This window comes from Halomonas sp. McD50-4, assembly GCF_022348135.1.
GTDB lineage: Bacteria > Pseudomonadota > Gammaproteobacteria > Pseudomonadales > Halomonadaceae > Vreelandella > Vreelandella piezotolerans.
The window spans coordinates 75,999-97,380 of record NZ_JAKRFG010000014.1 but is presented as its reverse complement, the minus strand read 5'-3'; the positions used below and the strand labels follow the sequence as shown (position 1 = coordinate 97,380).

The 21,382-nt window shown below is 56.9% G+C and carries 16 protein-coding genes; 5 read left to right on the top strand and 11 right to left on the bottom strand.

Annotated elements, in window-relative coordinates; all coding sequences use genetic code 11:
• The first annotated feature begins 29 nt into the window (after nt 1-29).
• The 3 genes from MHM85_RS15635 (at nt 30) to recD (ending at nt 6,523) form a co-directional block, all read left to right on the top strand.
• Nucleotides 30-338: a nucleotidyltransferase domain-containing protein gene (locus tag MHM85_RS15635; RefSeq protein WP_054641497.1), complete on the top strand. Its 309-nt coding sequence runs from the start codon at nt 30-32 to the stop codon at nt 336-338.
• Between the two features lie 162 nt (nt 339-500).
• The gene (gene recB, locus MHM85_RS15630) at nt 501-4,316 is read left to right on the top strand and encodes an exodeoxyribonuclease V subunit beta (RefSeq protein ID WP_219861354.1); all 3,816 of its coding nucleotides are present in this window, start codon (nt 501-503) and stop codon (nt 4,314-4,316) included.
• Entirely contained in the window at nt 4,313-6,523 is a 2,211-nt protein-coding gene (recD, locus tag MHM85_RS15625; protein ID WP_219861356.1) for an exodeoxyribonuclease V subunit alpha, read from the top strand. Before recB ends, recD begins: the two co-directional genes overlap by 4 nt.
• 139 nt (nt 6,524-6,662) lie before the next feature.
• Here recD and MHM85_RS15620 read toward each other — a convergent pair whose 3' ends face one another.
• The 9 genes from MHM85_RS15620 to MHM85_RS15580 form a co-directional block, all read right to left on the bottom strand.
• Entirely contained in the window at nt 6,663-7,127 is a 465-nt protein-coding gene (locus MHM85_RS15620; RefSeq protein ID WP_219861358.1) for a hypothetical protein, read from the bottom strand.
• Between the two features lie 256 nt (nt 7,128-7,383).
• On the bottom strand, nt 7,384-10,317 hold the full coding sequence (locus tag MHM85_RS15615) for an SIR2 family protein (RefSeq protein ID WP_239286407.1): 2,934 nt from the start codon (nt 10,315-10,317) through the stop codon (nt 7,384-7,386).
• Nucleotides 10,318-10,721: 404 nt separating this feature from the next.
• Nucleotides 10,722-10,943: a DUF427 domain-containing protein gene (locus MHM85_RS15610; RefSeq protein ID WP_239286406.1), complete on the bottom strand. Its 222-nt coding sequence runs from the start codon at nt 10,941-10,943 to the stop codon at nt 10,722-10,724.
• Between the two features lie 84 nt (nt 10,944-11,027).
• Entirely contained in the window at nt 11,028-11,816 is a 789-nt protein-coding gene (locus tag MHM85_RS15605; RefSeq protein WP_239286405.1) for a carbon-nitrogen hydrolase family protein, read from the bottom strand.
• Nucleotides 11,817-11,856: 40 nt separating this feature from the next.
• Nucleotides 11,857-12,468: a glutathione S-transferase N-terminal domain-containing protein gene (locus MHM85_RS15600; protein ID WP_219861362.1), complete on the bottom strand. Its 612-nt coding sequence runs from the start codon at nt 12,466-12,468 to the stop codon at nt 11,857-11,859.
• 35 nt (nt 12,469-12,503) lie between these two features.
• Nucleotides 12,504-13,703, bottom strand: a complete 1,200-nt coding sequence (locus MHM85_RS15595; protein ID WP_219861364.1) for a YbfB/YjiJ family MFS transporter — start codon at nt 13,701-13,703, stop codon at nt 12,504-12,506.
• 101 nt (nt 13,704-13,804) lie between these two features.
• Nucleotides 13,805-14,140: a zinc ribbon domain-containing protein YjdM gene (locus tag MHM85_RS15590; RefSeq protein ID WP_039175928.1), complete on the bottom strand. Its 336-nt coding sequence runs from the start codon at nt 14,138-14,140 to the stop codon at nt 13,805-13,807.
• Between the two features lie 94 nt (nt 14,141-14,234).
• Nucleotides 14,235-15,284: a DUF2235 domain-containing protein gene (locus MHM85_RS15585; RefSeq protein WP_219861366.1), complete on the bottom strand. Its 1,050-nt coding sequence runs from the start codon at nt 15,282-15,284 to the stop codon at nt 14,235-14,237.
• Between the two features lie 125 nt (nt 15,285-15,409).
• The gene (locus tag MHM85_RS15580; RefSeq protein WP_239286404.1) at nt 15,410-17,086 is read right to left on the bottom strand and encodes a methyl-accepting chemotaxis protein; all 1,677 of its coding nucleotides are present in this window, start codon (nt 17,084-17,086) and stop codon (nt 15,410-15,412) included.
• A 591-nt stretch (nt 17,087-17,677) separates the two neighbouring features.
• On the opposite strand from MHM85_RS15580, the gene MHM85_RS15575 reads away from it, so the two are divergent.
• Nucleotides 17,678-18,646, top strand: coding sequence for a putative zinc-binding metallopeptidase (locus MHM85_RS15575; RefSeq protein WP_219861368.1), 969 nt, complete (start codon nt 17,678-17,680; stop codon nt 18,644-18,646).
• A gap of 26 nt (nt 18,647-18,672) precedes the next feature.
• Here the strand turns inward: MHM85_RS15575 and MHM85_RS15570 are convergent, their stop codons facing one another.
• Nucleotides 18,673-19,566 (bottom strand): dihydrodipicolinate synthase family protein, encoded by an 894-nt coding sequence (locus MHM85_RS15570; RefSeq protein ID WP_153842703.1) that lies wholly within the window; start codon nt 19,564-19,566, stop codon nt 18,673-18,675.
• Between the two features lie 53 nt (nt 19,567-19,619).
• Complete coding sequence (locus MHM85_RS15565; RefSeq protein ID WP_153842702.1) at nt 19,620-20,372, bottom strand: SDR family oxidoreductase; 753 nt, start codon at nt 20,370-20,372, stop codon at nt 19,620-19,622.
• Nucleotides 20,373-20,546: 174 nt separating this feature from the next.
• On the opposite strand from MHM85_RS15565, the gene MHM85_RS15560 reads away from it, so the two are divergent.
• Nucleotides 20,547-21,374, top strand: a complete 828-nt coding sequence (locus MHM85_RS15560; RefSeq protein ID WP_153842701.1) for an AraC family transcriptional regulator — start codon at nt 20,547-20,549, stop codon at nt 21,372-21,374.
• The last annotated feature ends 8 nt before the right edge of the window (nt 21,375-21,382 follow it).

Sequence of the window (21,382 nt, the reverse complement as noted above, 5' to 3'; positions counted from 1 at the left end):
ACACCGGTTTATCACTAGGAGCGGACTCCATGCGTCTTTCGCAATCACAGCGCGAGCTTATTCTGTCAGGCGTCCGTGAGTTTGTAGGGCCTTCGGTGGCAGTGCATGTTTTCGGCTCGCGGCTAGATGATAGTAAGCGCGGCGGCGATGTCGATCTGCTGCTTATATCCCCCAACGCCATCCCGCTACTCGCCTGTGCTGAGTTCAAGATGGCGCTAGAACAACGCCTCCAGCTACCGCTTGATATCGTGACCTACGTAACAACAGCTGAACCTACTCCGTTTCAAGCCATTGCACTCGCCCAGTCACGGCCAATGACGCTTGAGGTAGCCGCATGAGCCAAGACATCTCCAGCGAGTTTGATAGCGTCTTTCAACCCCGCCTCTAACGCGGCTTTGCTCTTTTGCCCAGTACCCGGCGACGCGATATAGTGCCGGTGCCTTGGGTCAGCCACCCAAGGCGCTTTGCTTTTCGCCTGCCGTGATGTTCGGAGAATGAGAATGAGCCAGCCCGCCCCGCTGAACCCGCTGACGCTGCCGCTTCACGGCAGCCGTTTGATCGAAGCCAGCGCGGGCACGGGGAAAACCTTCACCATTGCGCTGCTCTACGTGCGCCTGGTGCTGGGCGGGCAGCACAGTGACGACGACACTGCCTTCGTACGCCCGCTCACCCCGCCGGAAATTCTGGTGGTCACGTTCACCAACGCCGCCACCCAAGAACTGCGCGAACGTATCCGCCATCGGCTGGTGGAAGCCGCTGGTGTGTTTCGAGCTGAGGGCACAAGCGAAGGGGCGCCGGGGGCAAGCCGTAGTGGAGGTCATTCGACAGGGATGTTGAATGTAGCGCCCACGGATGGGTTCACAGCGCCTCCACGTAGGCTTGCCGCCGAGGAGGCCCCGGTGGTTGCACTAGATCCCTTACTCCTAACACTCCGCGACCAATACGACCCATCCACCTGGCCCGCCTGCGCCCGACGCCTGGAGCTGGCCGCCGAGTGGATGGACGAAGCCGCCGTGTCCACCATCCATAGCTGGTGCTACCGCATGCTGCGTGAGCACGCCTTCGATAGCGGCAGCCTCTTCTCGCTCAATTTGGAAAACGACCAGCAAGAGCTGGAGCAAGAAGTGGTGCGCGACTACTGGCGCACCTTCTACTACCCGCTGGACGCCGAGGCCCTGGGCAGCATCACCGGCTACTGGAAATCCCCCGATCAGCTACACCAAGACGTTCGCAAACTGCTCCACGAAAGCGACGCGCTGGGCGCCCCACGCCCCGAACCCAATCAAACCCTGAGCGCCGCCCAAGCTGAGCGCAGCGCACGGCTAACCGAGCTAAAAGCCCCCTGGCCCGCATGGCTAGACGACCTAGTGCCCGCACTGGAGGACGCCGCCAAACGCAAAGCCTTCAAAGGCCAAAGCTTCAATGCCAAAAGCCGCGCCAACTGGCTAAGCTCGCTGCGGGAGTGGTGCGACAGCGACGCCACCCGCCCCGCACTCACCCCCGCCGCCTGGAAACGCCTCACCCCAGAGGGCATGGCAGAAATATGGAAAGAGGGCGCGCCCCCTTGCCCCGCCGCCTGGGAAGCACTGGCCGAACTTCCCGCCGCCCTGAACACCCTGCCCGAGCCACGCAACGACCTGCTGATTCACGCCGTGCAGTGGTGCAAAGTGCGCCTGGAGCGGGAGCAAGAGCGCCGCGCCGAAATGGGCCCCAACGACCTGCTCACCCACCTGGACCGCGCTCTGCAAGGCCCCAACAAAGAGGCGCTGGCCGCGCAGATACTGCGCCAGTTCCCCGTGGCGCTAATCGACGAGTTTCAAGACACCGACCCCATCCAGTACCGCATCTTCAACGCGGTGTATGAGGTCGCCAGGCCCCGCCGCGACGCCGCCATGCTGCTGATCGGCGACCCCAAGCAGGCCATTTACGCCTTTCGCGGCGCGGATATCTTCACCTACCTGAAAGCTCGCGAAGACACCGCAGGCCGCCACGTGACGCTGGGCACCAACTTCCGCTCCAGCCGCGCCATGGTCGAGGCGGTGAACCACTGCTTCCGCTACGCTGATCAGCACCCGGCCGGGGCGTTCCTGTTCCGCGAAGAAGGCGGCAACAACCCGCTGCCCTTTCTGCCGGTAGAGGCCAAAGGCCGCAGTGAGCAGCTCATTCACCAAGGCCAGCCGCTGCCCGCCATGACGCTCTGGCCGCTCGCCGCCGACGAGCCGCTCTCCAAAACCGCCTACCAAACCGAGATGGCCGAACGCTGCGCCTCGTATATGGCGGAACTGCTCAGCGCAGGCCAACACGGCAAGAGCGGCTTTCAAACCGAGGATACGCTCATCCCGCTCAAGCCTTCCGATATGGCGGTGCTGGTGAACGGCCTGCAAGAAGCCCGCGCCATTCGCCAAGCGCTGGCCAGCCGTGGAGTGAAGAGCGTGTATCTTTCCGATCACGATAAGGTATTTAGCTCGCCCATGGCCGCCCAGGTAGAGCGCTGGCTGCGCGCCTGCGCCGAACCGCTGGCCAGCTCCCGCCAAGCCGAAGCGCACCTGCGCGCCGCGCTGGCCACGCCGGTGCTGGGGCTAAGCCTGGCGGAGCTGGACCACCTGCAACAAAACGAGCTGGCCTGGGAAGAGCGGGTAGAGCAGTTCAGCCACTACCACCGCCTATGGCAGCGCCAGGGCGTGCTGCCGCTGGTGCGCCGCATGATGGTGGATTTTGATATTCCCGCCCGCCTGCTGGCGGAGTTTGAAGAGGGTGAGCGCTTGCTCACCGACCTGCTGCACCTGGGCGAACTGCTGCAACAGGCCAGCGCCGAACTGGACGGCGAACACGCGCTGATTCGCTTTCTATTTGATGCCATTGCCGACCCGGAAAGCCACGGCGACAGCCACAAGCTGCGCCTGGAGAGCGACGCGGATCTGGTCAAGGTGGTCACCATCCACAAATCCAAAGGGCTGGAGTACCCGCTGGTGTTCCTGCCGTTCATCGCCAACCATCGCTCGGTGAAAGCCGAAGACGTACCGCTGCGCTGGCACGACGGCGAGGGCAACCTACAACTCAGCCTAGAGGCGGATGAAGCGATACTCGCCACCGCCGACCGCGAACGCTTGGGGGAAGACCTGCGCAAACTCTACGTGGCGCTCACCCGCGCCCGCCACGCCACCTGGCTAGGGCTGGCCCCGCTGAAAGGCCTGGAGAACAGCGCGCTGGGCTATCTGCTAAAAGGCGGTAGCGCCCTGTCACCGGAAACGCTCAATAACGCGCTTGATGAACTGGTGAAAGGCAGCGAGATACAGGTTCACCAACCGCCCGCGCCCACCACAGAGCGCGTGGCACAAGTGGCGCAAAGCAGTGAGCTGGGCCACGCCCGCACGCCCACGCGACCCGCCAAAGAGCACTGGTGGATTGCCAGTTACTCCGCGCTGCGGCTTTCCGGCACGCTTATCGCCCCGGTGTTGCCACCGCTGGAACCGACCACCGCCCAGGAAGCCACCGCGTTTGAAGTGCTGGATGAACCTCGGGAGCTATCTCAAGAACGATCCCAGCTAGAAGCGTTTCACTTGCATAAGTTTCCACGTGGCCCCGGCCCCGGCACCTTTCTGCACGGGCTTCTGGAGTGGGCAGGCAAGCAAGGCTTCGATACCGCCGCGAATGATATGGACGCCCTCAACGACATGCTGTGGCGGCGGGTGCAGCTACGTGGCTGGCAAGCATGGCAAGAACCGCTAGCGGGCTGGCTAAGCGCCCTGCTCACCACACCGCTGCCGCTGGCCGCGCCCACCCCGCAAAGCGTGGCGTTGAATGAGCTGGAAAGCTATCAGGTAGAGCTGGAGTTCTGGTTTGCCGCCAAGCGGGTGAATACCCAAGCCGTTGATGCGCTGGTAAGCAAGCACTTACTGCCAGGGATCGAGCGCCCAGCATTGGATGCCGACACCCTGAACGGCATGCTGAAAGGCTTTATTGACCTAGCCTTCGAGCACCAGGGGCGCTTTTACGTGCTGGACTGGAAATCGAACTACCTGGGCCCCAACGACAGCGCCTACGAACCCGAAGCCCTGCGCCACGCGCTGCTGGCTAAACGCTACGACCTGCAGGCCGCGCTCTACTTACTCGCCATGCACCGGCTGTTAAAAGCGCGCCTGCCGGATTACGACCCGCACCAGCACTTGGGCGGCTCGATGACGGTATTTCTGCGCGGCAGCCGCAGCCCTGGGCGCGGTGTAGTCGGCAAGCCCGCCCCGGTTGAGCTCATCGAAGCCCTGGATAGCCTGTTTGCAGGCGAGCCACACGCCACCCAGCAGGAGGCCACGGCATGAGCCGCCAGCACGATACTCACACCTTCGATATGTTCGGCGATGTCGCCAGCGCCCATCCTGCACTCAGCAGCACTCCAGAACTGCTGGCCCTGTGCGAACGCTGGGTAGCGCGAGGCTGGCTGCGAGATTTAGACCGCGCCCTGGTGCGCTTTTTAGCCAGTGAAGCCCCGGACGCCCCCACGCTGCTGCTACTGGCGGCCGCGCTGGCCAGCCACCAGCTAGGCCGCGGCCACGTGTGCCTGGATATCAACGCCACGCTCAACGCGCCGGATTTCGCCCTTTCGCTACCACCCGAAGGCGACGACCTCACCGACCCGCCGCCGCTACCCAGCGACGTGCTGACCACGCTCACGCTCAGCGAATGGCAAGCCGCCCTGCACCACCCGCTGCTCACCAGCGAAGGCCCCGGCAACACGCCGCTGGTCGTAGTAACCACTCACTCAGCCAGCGGCACGCCCAGCACGCGGCTCTACCTGCGCCGCTACTGGCAGTACGAACAACGCCTGCACCAACACATCGCTGCCCGCCTGGAAGCGACGAATGACGCCAGCGCCTCGGGGTTACTCCCCCAAGCGCTCAACATTCTGTTCGAACAACGCAACGAGCTAGACTGGCAAAAAACCGCCTGCGCCCTGGCCGCCCGCAGCCGTTTCGGCATTATTACCGGCGGCCCCGGCACCGGCAAAACCACCACCGTGGTGCGCCTGCTCGCCCTGCTGCAAACCCTGCAACTGGCCCAGCACCCCAGCCCGCCGCTGCGCATGCGCCTGGCCGCCCCCACCGGCAAAGCCGCCGCCCGCTTGAACGAATCCATCGCCGGGCAGGTGAATGCGTTACCGCTTGATGAATTAGCAACGCTGTTAAGTGAACATTCACCTGCGGCGGCAGCCAGCGATATCACGATTCCCACGGACGTGACCACCCTGCACCGCCTACTCGGCGCACGCCCCGACACCCGCCACTTCCGCCACAGCGCCGCCAACCCGCTGGCGCTGGACGTACTGGTGATCGACGAAGCCTCGATGGTGGATATCGAAATGATGGCCGCCACCCTCAGCGCCCTGCCCGCCCATGCCCAGTGCATTCTGCTGGGGGACAAAGACCAGCTCGCCTCGGTAGAGGCCGGTTCGGTACTCGGCGATTTATGCCGCCGCGCGGAAGCCGCCCACTACACCCCGACCACCGCCGACTGGCTAGCCCAGGCCACCGGCCAACCGCTGCCTGAGGATTTCATCGACCCCGCAGGCCAACCGCTCGACCAAGCCATTACCATGCTGCGGGTTAGCCACCGCTTTAATGAACACAGCGGCATAGGGCAACTGGCGAAAGCCATTAACCAGCCGGGCCATACCCAAAGCGAACGGGAAAAACAGCAGGCAGTAAGCGCCGTGCTGCGCCACGGCTACCCGGATATTCACCACTTGGTGATGAGCGACGACGCCGCACTGGACAAGCTGGTGATTCACGGCAGCCCCAGCGGCTTTGCAGGCAACGGCGAAGGCCGCACCGACCGCGAAGGCCAGCCCATCGCCCCGCCCACGGGCTATCGCCACTACCTCAACGTGCTGCACGCACAGCGCCCACGGGGGGAGTCGTTCGAGGAGAACACAACTGCCTACAACGCCTGGGCCAGTGAGGTGCTCAGCGCCTACAGCCACTTCCAACTGCTGTGCGCGCTGCGCAAAGGCCCCTGGGGGGTTGAAGGGTTAAACCAGCGCATCGCCAGCACATTGCGCAGCGAAAAGCTGCTGTACGGCAATGACTACACCCTGGAGAAAGGCTGGTTTGAGGGCCGCCCGATACTGGTTACTCAAAACGACTACGGCCTAAAACTGATGAACGGCGATATCGGCATTACTCTGGCGGTGCCCGACCCGCGCAACCCGCAGCAGAAGTTATTAAGAGTCGCCTTTCCTTCATCAAGTGCCACCAGCGACACCGACAAGCCTATCCGCTGGGTGCTGCCTTCCCGCCTCCACGCGGTAGAAACCGTGTTTGCGATGACGGTGCACAAATCCCAAGGCTCGGAGTTCTTGCACACCGCCCTACTGCTACCGCCCACGCTCAACCCCATCCTGACCCGCGAGCTGGTGTACACCGGCATCACCCGCGCCCGCGAATGGCTCACGGTGGTGGAAGCCAAGCGCGGAGTGTTGAATGAGGCGGTGGTTAGGGAGGTGGTTAGGGTTAGTGGGGTTGGGGTTTGATTGAAGCTAATAACATTGGTTTTAACGATTTTGGTTTTCAGTGAGTATTGTGATTTAAGAGGGTATTAATGAGCGCCATGCTCAGGTGCTGACATACAGTAGTAGAACACTGGAACAGTGCTCACGATTATGCCGTCCGCTAGAGATTGAGCGAGTTGTCAACATAATCTTTGGTTGCGGCCATACCACAGCTCGCAACTAAGGCACCAACTGAAAGACTATATCCGAGAATAACCGACGCAATTGATAAAGGCACTGGCTGGACTATCAAAACTGGAGGCAAGGATACAAAAAGTCCGCCAGCAACTGCTAGTAGAACCCCCTGCAGGGCATGCCCTACTTCTCCAAGAAATGAGTGTACTGAATGAAGCCAATATGGAATGTTTAAACCTTTCTTCTTCAACCATAACATCAACCCAGAATGGGCGAGGTATAAGGTGTAGAGTATAGCTAAAAACGTGAGCACAACAGGCGGTGGATTAATTCCACTCAGGAACTCCCACAGCCCGGAAATGCCTTCTGTAGCAGTTATTAGAGCACAAGGGATACCACCGAGAACGGTCCCGACTAATGTACTCCTAAATATTTTTTTGCGAATCAACAAAAAACTCCATATATCTTTAATAATGATCTAAAGCTGTTTATCGCTCACTTCGTGCTTGCTATAACTATCAAAATTTATAGCCTAAACACCACACAACCTATCAAACACTACCCAAGGTTGACTGAGAGCGCAACATCAACCAGTTCAACAACAAAAACAATCCCAAACTTAAAAATAACAGCAAAATATTTATTAGATACCAAAAACACTTACAACTTAATTCTACAAAAAACTAGCTTACCAAAAAATCCCTATACTATAAAACAACAACCTCTTTACAAATCAGGCCCATATAATTAAAACCAAGCTTAAACCTTAATTCATCGCCAGTCATCAAAGCCTCCCACATCTCATCATCGACAGACTCTTCGTTAACAAAGGCCTCACTGCTAAAGTTATCAGGCTGCACTGACCCATATGAAGAGTTTCTAAAAACCAGCCTTCCCTTAAGTATTGTCACTTTGCCATCTTTTTCTATATAATCTCTAACTAATGTTTTAGCCTCAAAACTAAGCCTTGCTGAACTTAAGCTTTCAAAAATTTCTTTCGCCATTCTCCTTAACTCAGGCTTATCTGACTCTAATGTAAATCGCGCGTACCAAAATTGAGCTTGATAATTTTTATCACCGGGAGTAAATGAACGACGATAATAAAAAGCAAGATCTTCATCAGAACTACCTCCTTTTTTCCGAAGCAGTTCAGCAAGAGAAAAATTCAGCCTCTGATCATGCCTTTTAGATGCAAGCGTATCTTGCAATACCTTAGCCGCCTCATCTATTTCACTATTTTTTTCATATATCCCAGCCAGCCTTATTGCTATAAATGTATCTTTAGAGTCTTTCTCATAAGCACTTTTAAGCGCTCTCAAAGCTCTAGGCTCATCATTTATCATAGTCGCAAACGAAGCTTCAAGAGCAAGAAACCCATCGTCTAGCGGATATCTTTTCTTACAATCCGTGATCAACTTCTCAACATTTCTAATAGCATTATCAATAACAAATTCAGTTGTGCGCCCATCTTTAAAATGCTCTTGAAGAACACTCAACTCAATATTTATTAAAACATTATCTATAGCTTGAGTATGACCATTCACTCTTACAAGGGCATTTAAGATCGATCTAGCCTCTTGTCTACACCTATCTTTCTCAGATGATTCAATAGAATTTTCAGAAATTGCTTTCCAAACCACAGCTAAAGTATGGAGTATTGATTCGTCTCTAGGAGCTAGTTCAGCTGCTTCATTTAAAAGGCTAATTGCTTTTTTAAAATTACCATTACTTCTGATTCGTTCATAATTTGCCATTTGTTGGAGCAAATATGGTTCTCGACCACCTGACTCTAAAGCGATGGTGTAAATATTCTCGATATAGTGATGATCTGAAAATAACTCAATGAGACTTTTAGCTCTTATCATACGTCTAAATGACTGCCTATCAGAACCAAAAGATATATTTAAAGACTGCAAAATCCTAACATACTCATAATATCTGTCTTCAACTGTTTCGTAAGCACGATCAAAAACAATTTCGGCTATTTCTGCATGTCTAGCTGTGTAATATACATCGCCACCCGGGGAGCGATTGGTAATCACGACTTTTTCTAATGGTTTAAAGAGATTATTAGAAAAACTTTCAAAAGTAATACCTGTTACTCTGGAAATAAGACCAGCTCTAACAGGTATTCGAAATCTGTTTAACAAGCATATGATTCTATATAAGTCTTTCGCGCTCTGTGGATTAAGACTTTCATACTCATCTACTATAATATCTTCAAAAGGACGGCCCATAGTTGCCTCATGTAGAGCCACAAGGAGCTGTCTATCCAGAACATCCATAAACCTTTCTATACGTTGATCGCGAGTTAATGGATTTAAAGCTGGTCCAAGGCAGTTATGTTTTTCTAAAAGATCAACAAGGCACTCCGCCTCTTTTCTACCAAGATAATTTAGCTTGTACTCTCTTGTAACAAAACCACTCAAAGAGCTACACTTCGTATTCCACTCAGTATACCGTTCGGCTGTAAATACAGTTAACTTTATTTTCCTATGTTCTGCTTGCTTCAAAAGCCTCAATAGCCCAGTGATATTATTACCTGCATTATCCCAAAAAAGAAAAACTCGCTCTTCAGAAAGAGCACTTATCTCTTCTATAACTTCTGGTTTTGGTTGACATAGAGAATTAACATAAAGACATAAACGAGAGTGCTGTAGACTAGCATTCCAAGCTAATCTTCTAAGCTCTACACTTTTACCTGATCCAGCCTCACCTTTGATTACAAAAAACTCCACTGGACTTTTACGCTCACCTTCTCCACAAGTTATAACTTCATTAACAATCACGTCTGTTAAAGTTCTAGCACAATCTAAACCATTACAAATTGGAAACCATCCTTGATTCGCTCCAGCGTAAAACTTATTTACTTCGCCAGAGTCACTTATTGAGTTTGTAACAAATACCAATTCATGCTCTAGAGCATCTCTAATGTCGTCTTTCAACGTCGAGTTTGTAACAAAGCGAGCTTGAATGGGGTGGTTACCGACTGGCCTCGCTGCAGAAAGGGCTTTTTCGACATCAGAGACGGAAATTTCAAGCTCATTTATAAAGCCTTCGAGAGTCGTATCTATCGCAGAAATTCTTTTTGAGGCCCATAGATCCTTTTCTATTTCTTTCATACCAGGCTTAACTATGTAATATTTCGGCCTACCAGCACCAACACTCTTTTCGATTCTTTCGACTGAATATCTAATATTAGAATCTTGGTTACTATAACCCGCAAAAATTATAGTATTCTCGTGTCCTAATTCGTATAAATAGCTAAAAAGCCTGTCTCTATTTTCCAAATACTGATTATACTGATCAGTTGTAAGTATTAAGGGTAGGTTTTCATCTCTTGCTCTAGTAATACAGCCATGCAATTTAAAAAAAGGTACAACTTTAGCGTTTCTAGTTACTTCATCAAGACCATCTTTATTAGAAAGTATAACCTCACATCTTTGATTAGCTGCATCACTCAACCGATATGCATCTTCTATTATCGTATCGTAATTAGTGGTAAAAATAGCTCGCCATCTAAATAAGCTTATTTTTTTATGAAACTCAGCAGGTTGCACGTTTTCAAATAAGTCAGCGATAGACCTCTGCACCTGAAACAAGTCACTATTAGAGATGGCTAACTCAGCAACGAACTTCAAGCTTTCTTCTTTATAATCCCCCCCCCAAAAATCGATCGCATAAAAAATCGCGCAACCCATTACCTAGTTTGAGTGGCTCATTCCCTGGTGTGATCGCTCCAATCGAAGCGCCAGCTCCTAGGAAAAGCACAGCCTTCCCTCTCTTAATTTGCTCTATAAGATTTGGATCAATCATAATTTCGCCATCCTTATTAATTATAACTTAAATTTATAAATATGGTTATAAAGCTGAAATACTTTAACAACTGATAACTACAAGTTATAAACATTTCCAGTAAAACATACATTTCATGAACATGTGATTATTTGACCTTGCGAAACGCCATCCTACACGCAATAGATTCTAACCCCTCAATCGGCTGCTCATAACTCCAAGCAATATCCAGCCGCTCACCCAGCGAAAATTACACTGCATGCCCTTTAGACGGGCAATGAGTGGTCGTTTCTGAAATGGTGAGTAAGTCCATTCGCACGTCTTCACGAGGGCAGTAGTGGCGTGGCGGGTAGCCGTGTTCGCGGAGTTCCAGTGTATTGGTACTTTTTATAGTTTCCACTAGCAGAATGCCATCCACCCGCACTTGCAGGCGCTGCTGGCTAGGGTGAAGCGTTATGCGGGCATCCTGCATCGTGTTGTCCCTGCGGCGTTGTTCGCTCTAATGCTTCGAGACTAGCAGTTAATTTAGGTTAATCCCACCTTACCGAATTAGTTTTTAGTCGGTAATGGATGCTTTGGAAGGTAGGTGAGTCATCACTTCTACGCCACCGCTTAATACACCGTGGTGAATTTGGCACAGCACTAAGCTGGGCTGCATTCCGCTGGCGTTAATGACTAGCTCCCCTGCTGCGTTCCAGCCGCCGCTATTGCCGCAGGTTTGCCAGCCGCCCGTGGTGGAAACATGGTTGGCGAGCAGTACCGGCAGTTGGTGGCGCTTTGCGATGGCGGCGAGCAGCTCGGCATCTTTTGCATAGCCGCCAGGGGAGATCATCGCGCTGGCGAGATATACATCCGCCTGTTGGGCGGCGGCGGTGGCAGCATGGTTTGGGTGGGTGAAGTCGGCGCAAACGGCCAGGGCGATGCGGGTGCCGTTCACGTTGATCAGGCCGCTTTCATGGCCGGGAGCACAGTAAACCTCCTCCCCTTCGTGAAGGTGCTGTTTTAGGTAGAAGGTGTGTGCACCGTTGGGGAAGCAGATCACCGCTGCGATGTAAGGTTTGCCGTGGGGGTTGTGCAGTGGGCAGCCCGCGATCACCACCGTGTTATTGGCGACGGAAGCGGCAATGAGGGTGGCAAAGGCGGCATCGTCACGGGGCATGGCCAGTTGGCTGAGTAGCGCCAGCTCGTAGCCGGTGAGCGAGAGTTCGGGAAAGGCTACTACGTTGGCCCCCAGCGCGGCGGCGCGTTCTATGTAGGCCAGGTGCGTTCGTAGGTTGTCGTTTACCGCCGCTTTCGTGACGGGCAGTTGGGCGAGCGCGATGGTGATGGCTTGGCTGTTGGTCACTTTTATCCCTTGGCTGGCGGGGTGCGGGAAAGGTCGCAGGCTAGGCGAAGGCGGTTTGCACGAAGCTGGTTCGTGCCGTGACACCCGCATGCCACGCGGCAAGCTGGGCATGCTCCTCTTTCCAGCGTATCTCTGGCAGCCGGAAGGCGAGGTACTCCAGCGCGACCGCAATGGCGATATCGCCTAGGTGGATCGATGCCGCCGTGGGTTTGCCGCCCAGCTCGCTATTCAGTTGATTCAACAGCCGCTGCATGGCCCTTGCCCGGCGTTGGCCCAGCTCGCTTTGGTCAATGCCTTTGCCATAGTGCTTGCGGGCAATCACGGTGGTGAATGCGGCATCCATGAGGTTTTGGCCCAGGCCTGCCAAGTGCAGCACGTCACTCAACGGGTTGGTGGGCAGTATGGGCGGGGTGGGTGTTCCGCTGTCCAGACTGTCCAAGTACATGGCGATCAGCATGGATTCGCTCAGCGTGGTGCCCTCCTCCGTCACCAGCGCGGGGATGCGCCCGGCGGGGTTGGCCTTCAGAAGGTCGGCGTCATCGGCCCAGGGGTCGCACCATTTGAGCGTCACGGCGTCCATCAGGCCTTTTTCCAGTAACACGATGCGCACCAGCCGCGCATAGGGGGATGTTGCGTTCAGGTAGAGTTCCATGGTGGCCTCCCTTTGTCTGAATAGTGCTTGTTAGGTTATTGGGCAGAAGGATGTGTGCGGCGCTGCTGTACGCCCCGGCTCATCAGTACCAGCATCAAGCCAAGGGCAAGCGCCATGCCGCTGATGGTAAAGAGTGGCGTGTAGCTGCCCCACATGCCAAACAGCGCCGACATGCCATACCCTGCCCCTGCTTGGGCGGCGGCGAACGCGGCCGTGGCTCGCCCCCAGAGCTGTTTGTGGGCGGTGGGCCCGACCAGCTCGGCCAGGCGGCCAGAGGTGAGGGCGACAATGCCGGGAATCATCGCTCCTACCATGAACGAGGAAATCGATTGGCTGAGCAGGGCAAGCGAGAACACCGGGAGCAGAACGGCGGCGGCCTTGGCGGCAAAAGCGATCATCAAGCCGCCTTGCCAACCCACGCGCTGCGCCAGCGCCCCCACCATGAACGGCCCGCACAGCGCCCCCACCCCGAAAATGCCCCATTGCAGGGAGGCGGCTTGCTGGCCGAGGGCGTGCTCCCTGGCAAGATAGTCCACCCAGAATACGGTATGCGGTACGAACCCCACCGCATCCAGGGCGTAAGCGCCAATGACCAGCAGCACGATCACCTTTACGCCCGCATAACGTACGGCGCTATTACCCACCGGGCGTGTGATGCGGGGTGCGGGCAAGCGCGCGACGCCACGGTCGCACAAGGCGCCCGCCGCCAAACTAAGCAGCCCCAGCGCCCCCCAGGTGAGCGAGAGGCTGACCCCGAGCAGTAACGGCACAACGAAGGCGGACAGCAGCGCGCCAGCGCCAATACCGGTAAACACCAACGCGCCGACACGGGTTCGCCTTTCCGGGGGCGTGGCCGCTAGCGCCAACGAAGGGCCTACGACCATCAAGATCCCCCCGGCCACTCCCGACACCAATCGCCAGAAAAAGAACCAGAGAAAACCACCTGCCCCAGCGCAGAGCACGAAGCTGAGCCCGATACCCGCAAAGCTCGCCGCCATCACCCAGCGGGGCGCGAAACGCTCACTCAGCGCATGGGCAACGAGCGCGCCGACAAAATAGCCCAGCAGGTTGGCCGCCCCTAAATAAGCCCCTTGGCTGGCGCTAAACCAGCCATGCTGAATGATCGCGGGTAATAGGGGCGTGTAGGCGAAGCGCGCGATGCCAATCGCCGCGAGGGTCGCCATGATGCCTGTCATCAGCGCAGGCAAATCGTCGGTAGTGAGGGGTCGCGTCATCACGCCAGTTCCTTAGGGTGTCGCCCTGGCAAGCGTCGCTGCCTCCTTGCAAGGCTCGTGAGGTTGGATTTAGGAAACACCGAGGCGCACGATCGCCCTGCTCACGCCTTCTTCACAAACTGCGCAGTCACCATCATGTCGCCTGCGCCGTCTACTTTGCAGTCTAGCTGGTGGTCTTTGCCCTCTTTTAGCCGTTTGATGACGGCTTTGGTGCCGATCTTGAGCACCAGGGAGCTGCCTTTCACCTTGAGGTCTTTGATCAGCGTGACCTTGTCGCCTTCGGCCAGCGGCGTGCCGTGGGCATCGGCTACGTTCACGGCCTCTTCGGCGGCGGCTTCTTCAGGGTTCCATTCGTGGGCGCATTCGGGGCAGATGAACAGGCGCTGGTCCTGATAGACGAATTCGGATTGGCAGCGGGGGCATGGCGGGCAAGACATAAGCAGCAGCTTCTGTAATGAATGAGCGGTGATAATACCCAGCCAGGGCGTTTTTGGCGACGAGCGTTCACGCCCTGGCGCACCCGGGCGCTTCCTAGGGGCCTGGCGGAGTCACGTTGGCGTCTGTCAGGGTGCGCGGCCGGTAGTGGCACGCGGCGTCGGCCCAGCGCGACCAAACGGACTCATCGACGGAGACGTTCACCGCAGGCAGCCCTTGCACTCCTTGCGCGTAGCATCGGTAGAAACGTGCGTCGCTGGACTGTCGCAGGCGTTTGTATTTGGCGTACCAGCCCCCCAGGAAGGCGGCGTAGGAATCGATGGGATCGGTTGCCCAGGCGTTTTCCGCAACGTCTGGATAATCCAGTTTCAGGCCCGCCTGGGCCGCTTTCTCGACCATCCACAGCAGCGGTATATCGGCCAATGCATCTTGCGGGCCATACCCGCCGCCCACATTGGCATGAGCGCCAATGAACCAGCGCTGCTGTACGTCGCGATTAGCCGGTTTTTGCTGGCCGTCCGCGCTGGTCCAGAGGGAGACGTTGTAGTCCGCTCGGTGTTCGTCCAGCGCCACGGCCTGATAGGCGTAGTCGACGATGCTGGAAAGCTGGGTATCGTGCCAATCGTAGTAGCGCTTGAACAGGTTGGTGCCGGGCACACCCAGCGCGCCTACGGTGTCCCATACCCCAATGAAATGAACCCGTGGCTGGCGGCTGAAGTTTGCCTTGAACGCTTTACACGTATCGCTATCCGGATGCAGTTCCCGGTCTCGATACAGTTGCTCGGCTTTATCGAGCAGGCTGGGCGTCACCACATGCACTAGTCCGCATTTGCGCATCATCCCCACGAGGCTTCTAGCGGTATAGGCGCCGCGGCTGAACCCGAATATCCAAATCTCGTCCCCTTCGCGGTAACGCCTTGCCAGCCAGTCGTAGCCTTTCCGCAGGTTGTCACTCAACCCGTAGCCAAAGGCGCCACCAATGAAACGTTGATACCGAGAGGTGCCCACACCAGGGTCGTAATAGAACCGCTGTTTGACACCCTTGTCGTCATCATGGAGAAGCCGCGTCAGTCGGTACACGTTCGTTTGGTCTTCTGGGTCGTTCCAGGTGCCATCGAACAGCAGTATCAATTTTTGCTGGGTCATGTGTCTCTACCGCTGGTGGAAAGGCAGTGGCTAGCCAGCCAGGATACTGACACAGTAACCTAAAAATTGAGGGCGCCCAGTTAAAAATGCCCCAGCACAGGCCGGGGCACATATCTTTCAAGGGCTTAGAATGAGGCCCACTCCTCGACCTCTTGGCGGGCGGCCTGCGCCGGACGGAGAGCCGTCGCCTGGGGCTTGGCGGCGGGGCGCTGAACCTTGGGCGGTAACGCTGCCTGGGGCTTCTCCGTGGTCGCCCCTTTGAAGAACGCCACTTCTTTCATCAGCGCCTCGGCTTGAATCTGCAGGGAGCGGCCCGCCGCGCTGGACTCCTCCACCAAGCTCGCGTTGAGCTGGGTCACGCTGTCCATCTGCGCAATGGCCGTATTGACCTGGTCGATGCCTTGAGACTGCTCGTGGCTGGCCGTGGCGATCTCGCCCATCAATAACGAGACGCGCTGGACACCGCTGACGATCTCTTCGAGGGCTTTGCCTGCCTGGTTGACGAGGGTAGACCCATTGCCGACTTGCTCGATGCTCTCCTCGACCAGTTGCTTGATCTCTTTGGCTGCATTGGCGCTGCGCCCGGCCAGGTTACGCACCTCACCGGCCACCACGGCAAAGCCGCGGCCTTGCTCGCCAGCTCGGGCGGCTTCCACCGAGGCATTGAGCGCCAGCAAGTTGGTCTGGAAGGCGATCTCATCGATCAAGCCGACGATACCAGCGATTCTGCGGCTCGAGGCATTGATGCCCTCCATCGCATTCACCGCTTTCCCCGCGATTTCACCACCGGCATTGGCTTGTTGCGTCACCGCGTAAACGAGCTTTTCGGCTTCGGAGGCGTTGTCTGCGTTTTGCCGAACCGTGGAGGTGATCTCATCCATCGAAGCGGCCGTTTCCTCGATGCTGGCCGCCTGTTGCTGCGTCCGACTGCTCAGGTCTTCGGTGCCATGGGCAATCTCTTCCGCCGCCCCGTTCACCGATTCGGCGTTGTGACGAACGGACATCACCACTTGGGAAACCTTGACCTCCATGGCCTTCAATGCCTTGAGCATGTCGCCAAACTCATCCTTGCAGGTAATGTTGATGGCGTTATCCAGCTGGCCTTGCGCCATGGCGTTGGCGAGCGCTTGCGCTTTGCCTAGCGGGGTCATGATGCCGCGAATCAGCCACATCGCCAGCAGAATGCTCACGATCACCGCCCCTGCGATCACGCCGATGATGATATTGCGCGTCCATACATAGTCTGCGGACGTTTGCTGATGAGACGCTGCTGCTTGGGCGCTGTTACGGTCGATCAGTGCGTGAAGCGAATCGAGCACCTGAGGGTAGGCTGCCCGTAACGTCGTGGTGGCGATGCGGCGGGCCGCGTCGAAATCATCGTCGATCATCGCTGTGTTCACCTCATCGATTCCCGCGCGCAGCACCGCCAGCGACGCGATGAACTCTTCGGCGATACCGCGTTCGACCTCGTCAGACACCCGCTTGGGGAAATAGTCGTTCCAAGCGGCATCGATCAGGGCATCGTTCTCGGCGATCTCTTGCCGTGTCGTCACGGCAGAGGCAGGGTTGCGGTCGCGCTGCTCCGCCGTGATTTTTACGCGCGTGCTAAGCAGTGCCTCGTTCACTTCCCCCAGGTCGACCAGTGTCAGCACGTTGCCTTCGAACGTTCGGGTAATGGCATCGTTCATTTTGCTTAAATGGTAGAGACCGAATACTCCAACAGCGACCAGCATGACAACACAGGCGCCCAAACTCACCGCCAGCCGTCTTTTCACGCTTTTTTTAAGATATAGCATGGCCATTATTCTCATTAGTCCGCAGCGAACCGCTTTGATAAAAGGAGTGTCATTGCGTCAAGACAAGTGCCGAGATGAGGCACGTTCAAAGAGGCAATGCGCGTTATCCGTTGGCTGGGGTATCGAGGACTTTACGACACAGACAATGTCTTACACAACAGATAGCAAATATCCTACAAAACAAATGGCGGATGTCTTACAAAAATCGCTGCTGCAATCGTAAACAAATATAAAATCCATACAAAACAAAGTGTTAATAAAAACACATAAATGGAAGTATGTAGGTTGATCGACGTGCTTTTGACGGTGTTGAACATATTTATTGAGAAAACAGCTTTTTCACTCAATACGCTTTTAATTAGCTCGCTATTAAGTAACACTCACGCCTAACTATTGGTAAAGATAACGTCTAATAAACACCTACTTTTATTCACTATGACTGGCATATGAACTGGCACGCCTGGCGTTCAAGAAACGTTTTTTGGGTGCGCTCGTCGCATCGAAACCACGCTCCTTTCATCCTTACGCAATCGCCGTTGGCGTCCCTTGGCCTCGGCTCCTAGACTGAAGCTTCGTTTCTCTTGAGATACCCGGCCTATGCGCGTGTTTTCTAATCCGGTCGGTGCCGGTTCACTCTGGTTCGATAATTTGGTCACGGCGGATGGTGTGCCGGTGGCCTACGACCCCCAAGCGCGGGCGTTCATTCCCATGCCGCCCTTCTGCGCCAACCGCGAGGTGATTGGCTGTAACTGGATTGCCCCGAAGCAGGGCGAGTTCTGTCGCGCCTGCGCGATGACCGCCCTGGCGCCAGACCCTTCCATTTCCGATGCGATACCCCATTGGGCGCACACCGAGGCGGCCAAGCGCTGGGTCATCGATAATCTGGGCCGCTGGCACTGGTTTCGCCCGGAAGACCCGGGCGCGCCGCCGGTGTTTCATATGTTGGCCGAAGGCGGCACGCCGGTGCCAATGGGACACGTGGGGGGCGTGGTGACGATCAGCGTGGCGGAAGCGGATGCCGTGCTGCGCACCACCCGTAAAGAGGCGCTGGATGAACCCTACCGCACCATGATTGGCCATATGCGCCATGAAATCGCCCATATGCTGTGGTGGCGGCTTAGCCTGCGAGAGGATTTTCTGACGGCCTTCCGCGAGACGTTTGGCGATGAGCGGGAAGACTACCCGGCGGCGCTGCAGCGCCACTACCAAAACGGCCCGCCGGCGGATTGGCAAACGCGCTTTCTTTCCACCTATGCCTCTTCCCACCCCCACGAGGATTGGGCAGAAACCGCCTCGCACCTGCTGCACCTGACGGATATCACCGACAGCTTCGTATCGTCGGGCATGACCTCGCCCGCGCTACCGGACGACCACAACTGGGATGCCTACGCCGAGCCAGACGCCGAGCGGCTGATACATATTGCGGCCTCTTTGGTAGCGGGCGTGAACCACGTGAATCGCTCGATGGGCCTGTCGGATCTCTATCCATTCGTGCTCTCCGATGTGGCCCTGCGCAAGCTGGCATTCGTGCACGACTGGCTGCGGCGCGGTGCGCAAGGGCTGTAAACCACGTGCGCTTCGCTTGATGCGATCTAGTGAAGCCCCAACGCCTCGATCACCGCTGCCACCTGCTGGCGGGCCTCCCCTTGCAGGGTATTCAGCGGCTGGGGCAGGCAGGGGGCGCTCACGCGGCCAGTGAGTTCGGCCATGGTCGCCACCACCCGCAGGCTGCCACCATAGTCGTGATACAGCGCCCATAGCGGGGCCAAGGCGTCGGAACGGGCTTGGGTTTCTTCGGCGTTGCCCGCTTGAGCGGCACGGGTGAGCGCCAGCGCGAGTTCTGGGTAGAGCCCGCCGATCACCGAGTACCACGCCTCGCAGCCTGCCAGCAGGCCCGTGGCGGCGGCGGGGTCGCCGCTGATGCCGATGGTCACGTCCTCGGGAATCAGCGCCCGCAGCCGCGCCACCCGGGCGTTGGCCTCGTCTAGATGGTTGGGCACCGGCGGAATTTTGATCGAGCGCACCTGGGGCAGCTCGGCAATGCGCCCGTGCAGTTCGTCGCTGAACGTAAAATGCGTGGTGCCAGGGTTGTCATACACGCACAGCGGTACGCTGATGGCACGGCTGACGGTGCTGAACAGGTTAAACACGTCGTCATTGGTGAGTTTTTGATACGAAACAGGCGCTAACAGTAGCCCGCTCGCCCCGGCCTGCTGGGCATGTTCAGCATTGGCCAGCACATCGCGAGTGCGCAGCGCGCCAATGCCCACCACCACGGGCACCCCAGCGGCGTTTTCCACGCTCAGCTTGGCCACCCGAGCCCGCTCTTCCACGCTCAAATAGGCGTAGCTGCCGGTCGAGCCCAGTACACCGATGGAATCCACCTTCGCGTGGGCCAGCCGGGCCACTAGCTGGATGAACTCCTGCTCGTGGATGCCCTGCTCGTTCATGGGGGTCAGCGGAAACGCACTCAGGCCGGTAAACATGGGGTGTCCTTTTTTGGGGTCTGCCTGGGCAGCCAAGGGGGCTGGTCAGGGCGTTACAGGCCACCCGCCAGATCCAGTAAAGTGCCGGTGGCAAAGGATGACTTGTCACTGGCCAGCCAGACAATGGCTTCTGCAACTTCGGAAGGCTGGCCACCCCGCTGCAGGGGGATGCGAGACTTCAAGCGGTCTACGCGGGCAGGCTCGCCACCGAGTGCGTGCATCTCGGTGTAGATGAGGCCGGGACGCACTGCATTCACGCGGATGCCTTCGGCCGCGACTTCCAGCGCCAACCCCCGAGTCAAGGTATCCACGGCCCCTTTCGAGGCGGCGTAATCCACGTACTCGTTGGGCGAGCCGCTTTTGGCGGCCATGGAGGAAACATTGACGATACTGCCGCCCGCGCCGCCCTGGCGGGTAGACATGCGCTGCACGGCCTCCTTGCAGCAGAGAAAGCAGCTCATGACGTTCTTTTGCAGCACGTTGCCAAAACGCTCCGGCGAGATATCCACCAGCCGCGCCTGGGTGTTGAGAATGGCGGCGTTGTTGACCAGCACCGTCAGTGTGCCGAGTTCCTGATCGACCCGGCGAAACAGGTTCGCCACCTCATCGGCTTTCGACACATCCGCCTTCACGGCCAGGCAGCGCACGCCCAGAGCAAGGATGTCACTGCGCACACGCTCGGCGGCCACGTCGTTTTCGACATAGTTGAGGCACACATCGTAGCCATGCCGGGCGAACAGCCGGGCCGTCTCGGCACCAATGCCTCGACTCCCGCCGGTAATCACCACCACGTTGGGGTTTGCCATGCGCTCTCCTCGTTTGCCAGCGTTTTGCGAATGCCGCCCACTGTGTACGTCTAGTGAATATACACTGACACCGCCGTTGAGCAATTATGTACAAGCCACGCTGGCGCCCGCGTCATATCCTGAAACGGGTCAGGTTAAGCCCGCCCTGGGCCGAATGCGATCAAGGAGGTTGGCATGGGCAGCAGCCAGTTCGAGTTTTTCAAAAATCACCATGTGCCGTCACTGACCGTCTTGAAAGCGGCCATCGAGGATTTTAGCTATGACCGTCATGCCCACGAGGAGTACGCCTTTGGGGTGACGCTGGCGGGGCGGCAGGATTTCTTCAGCGGCGGGCAGTTTCATCGTAGCCCACCGGGCAACGTGATTCTGTTCAACCCTGAAGAGGTTCACGACGGCCACGCTGGCGGTGAGCAGGCCTTGGGCTACGTGATGGTATACGTGCATCCCAACCAAGTGTTGCCGCTGTTCGAGGAGCTGCTTGGCCGCCCCCAAACGTCACCGTTTCGCTCCCGGAGTACGCTGATTCACGACCCGCTGCTGCGCCAGGCGATACAGGAAATCGCACGCCTGACCACGCATCAAGCGGGCAGCTGCATCGACCAGGAAAACGCATTGTATCGCGTGATCGAGCGTATGGTTCAGCTTGGCGGGCACAAGGTGACTGGCCAACGTACCACTCGCCCAGACACGCTGTTGGGCCACGCCAAAACGTATATTCATGAGCATCTTGAGGCAGATATCTCGCTGGACGATATCAGCCAGGCCGCGCATTTGTCGAAGTACCACTTTTTGAGGCTATTTCGCCAACAGTTCGGCATGACCCCTCATCAATACGTGATCAATTGCCGCGTGAACGCCGCCCGCTCCGCGCTCGACCAGGGCGCGCCACTCACCGAGATAGCGCTGCGTTTCGGCTTTGCGGATTTGAGCCACTTCAACCGCCGTTTCAAACGCATCTACGGCATGACCCCTTTCCAGTACCAACGCGACATCACGCGTTAAGCATCACG

Excerpts from the sequence above, each read along its gene's own strand:
- MHM85_RS15585 (WP_219861366.1), bottom strand. The coding sequence starts at position 15,284 with ATGACCCAGCAAAAATTGATACTGCTGTTCGATGGCACCTGGAACGAC.
- MHM85_RS15595 (WP_219861364.1), bottom strand. The coding sequence starts at position 13,703 with ATGACGCGACCCCTCACTACCGACGATTTGCCTGCGCTGATGACAGGC.
- MHM85_RS15590 (WP_039175928.1), bottom strand. The coding sequence starts at position 14,140 with ATGTCTTGCCCGCCATGCCCCCGCTGCCAATCCGAATTCGTCTATCAG.
- MHM85_RS15600 (WP_219861362.1), bottom strand. The coding sequence starts at position 12,468 with ATGGAACTCTACCTGAACGCAACATCCCCCTATGCGCGGCTGGTGCGC.
- MHM85_RS15580 (WP_239286404.1), bottom strand. The coding sequence starts at position 17,086 with ATGGCCATGCTATATCTTAAAAAAAGCGTGAAAAGACGGCTGGCGGTG.
- MHM85_RS15560 (WP_153842701.1), top strand. The coding sequence starts at position 20,547 with ATGGGCAGCAGCCAGTTCGAGTTTTTCAAAAATCACCATGTGCCGTCA.
- recB (WP_219861354.1), top strand. The coding sequence starts at position 501 with ATGAGCCAGCCCGCCCCGCTGAACCCGCTGACGCTGCCGCTTCACGGC.
- MHM85_RS15610 (WP_239286406.1), bottom strand. The coding sequence starts at position 10,943 with ATGCAGGATGCCCGCATAACGCTTCACCCTAGCCAGCAGCGCCTGCAA.
- MHM85_RS15570 (WP_153842703.1), bottom strand. The coding sequence starts at position 19,566 with ATGTTTACCGGCCTGAGTGCGTTTCCGCTGACCCCCATGAACGAGCAG.
- MHM85_RS15635 (WP_054641497.1), top strand. The coding sequence starts at position 30 with ATGCGTCTTTCGCAATCACAGCGCGAGCTTATTCTGTCAGGCGTCCGT.
- MHM85_RS15575 (WP_219861368.1), top strand. The coding sequence starts at position 17,678 with ATGCGCGTGTTTTCTAATCCGGTCGGTGCCGGTTCACTCTGGTTCGAT.
- recD (WP_219861356.1), top strand. The coding sequence starts at position 4,313 with ATGAGCCGCCAGCACGATACTCACACCTTCGATATGTTCGGCGATGTC.
- MHM85_RS15565 (WP_153842702.1), bottom strand. The coding sequence starts at position 20,372 with ATGGCAAACCCCAACGTGGTGGTGATTACCGGCGGGAGTCGAGGCATT.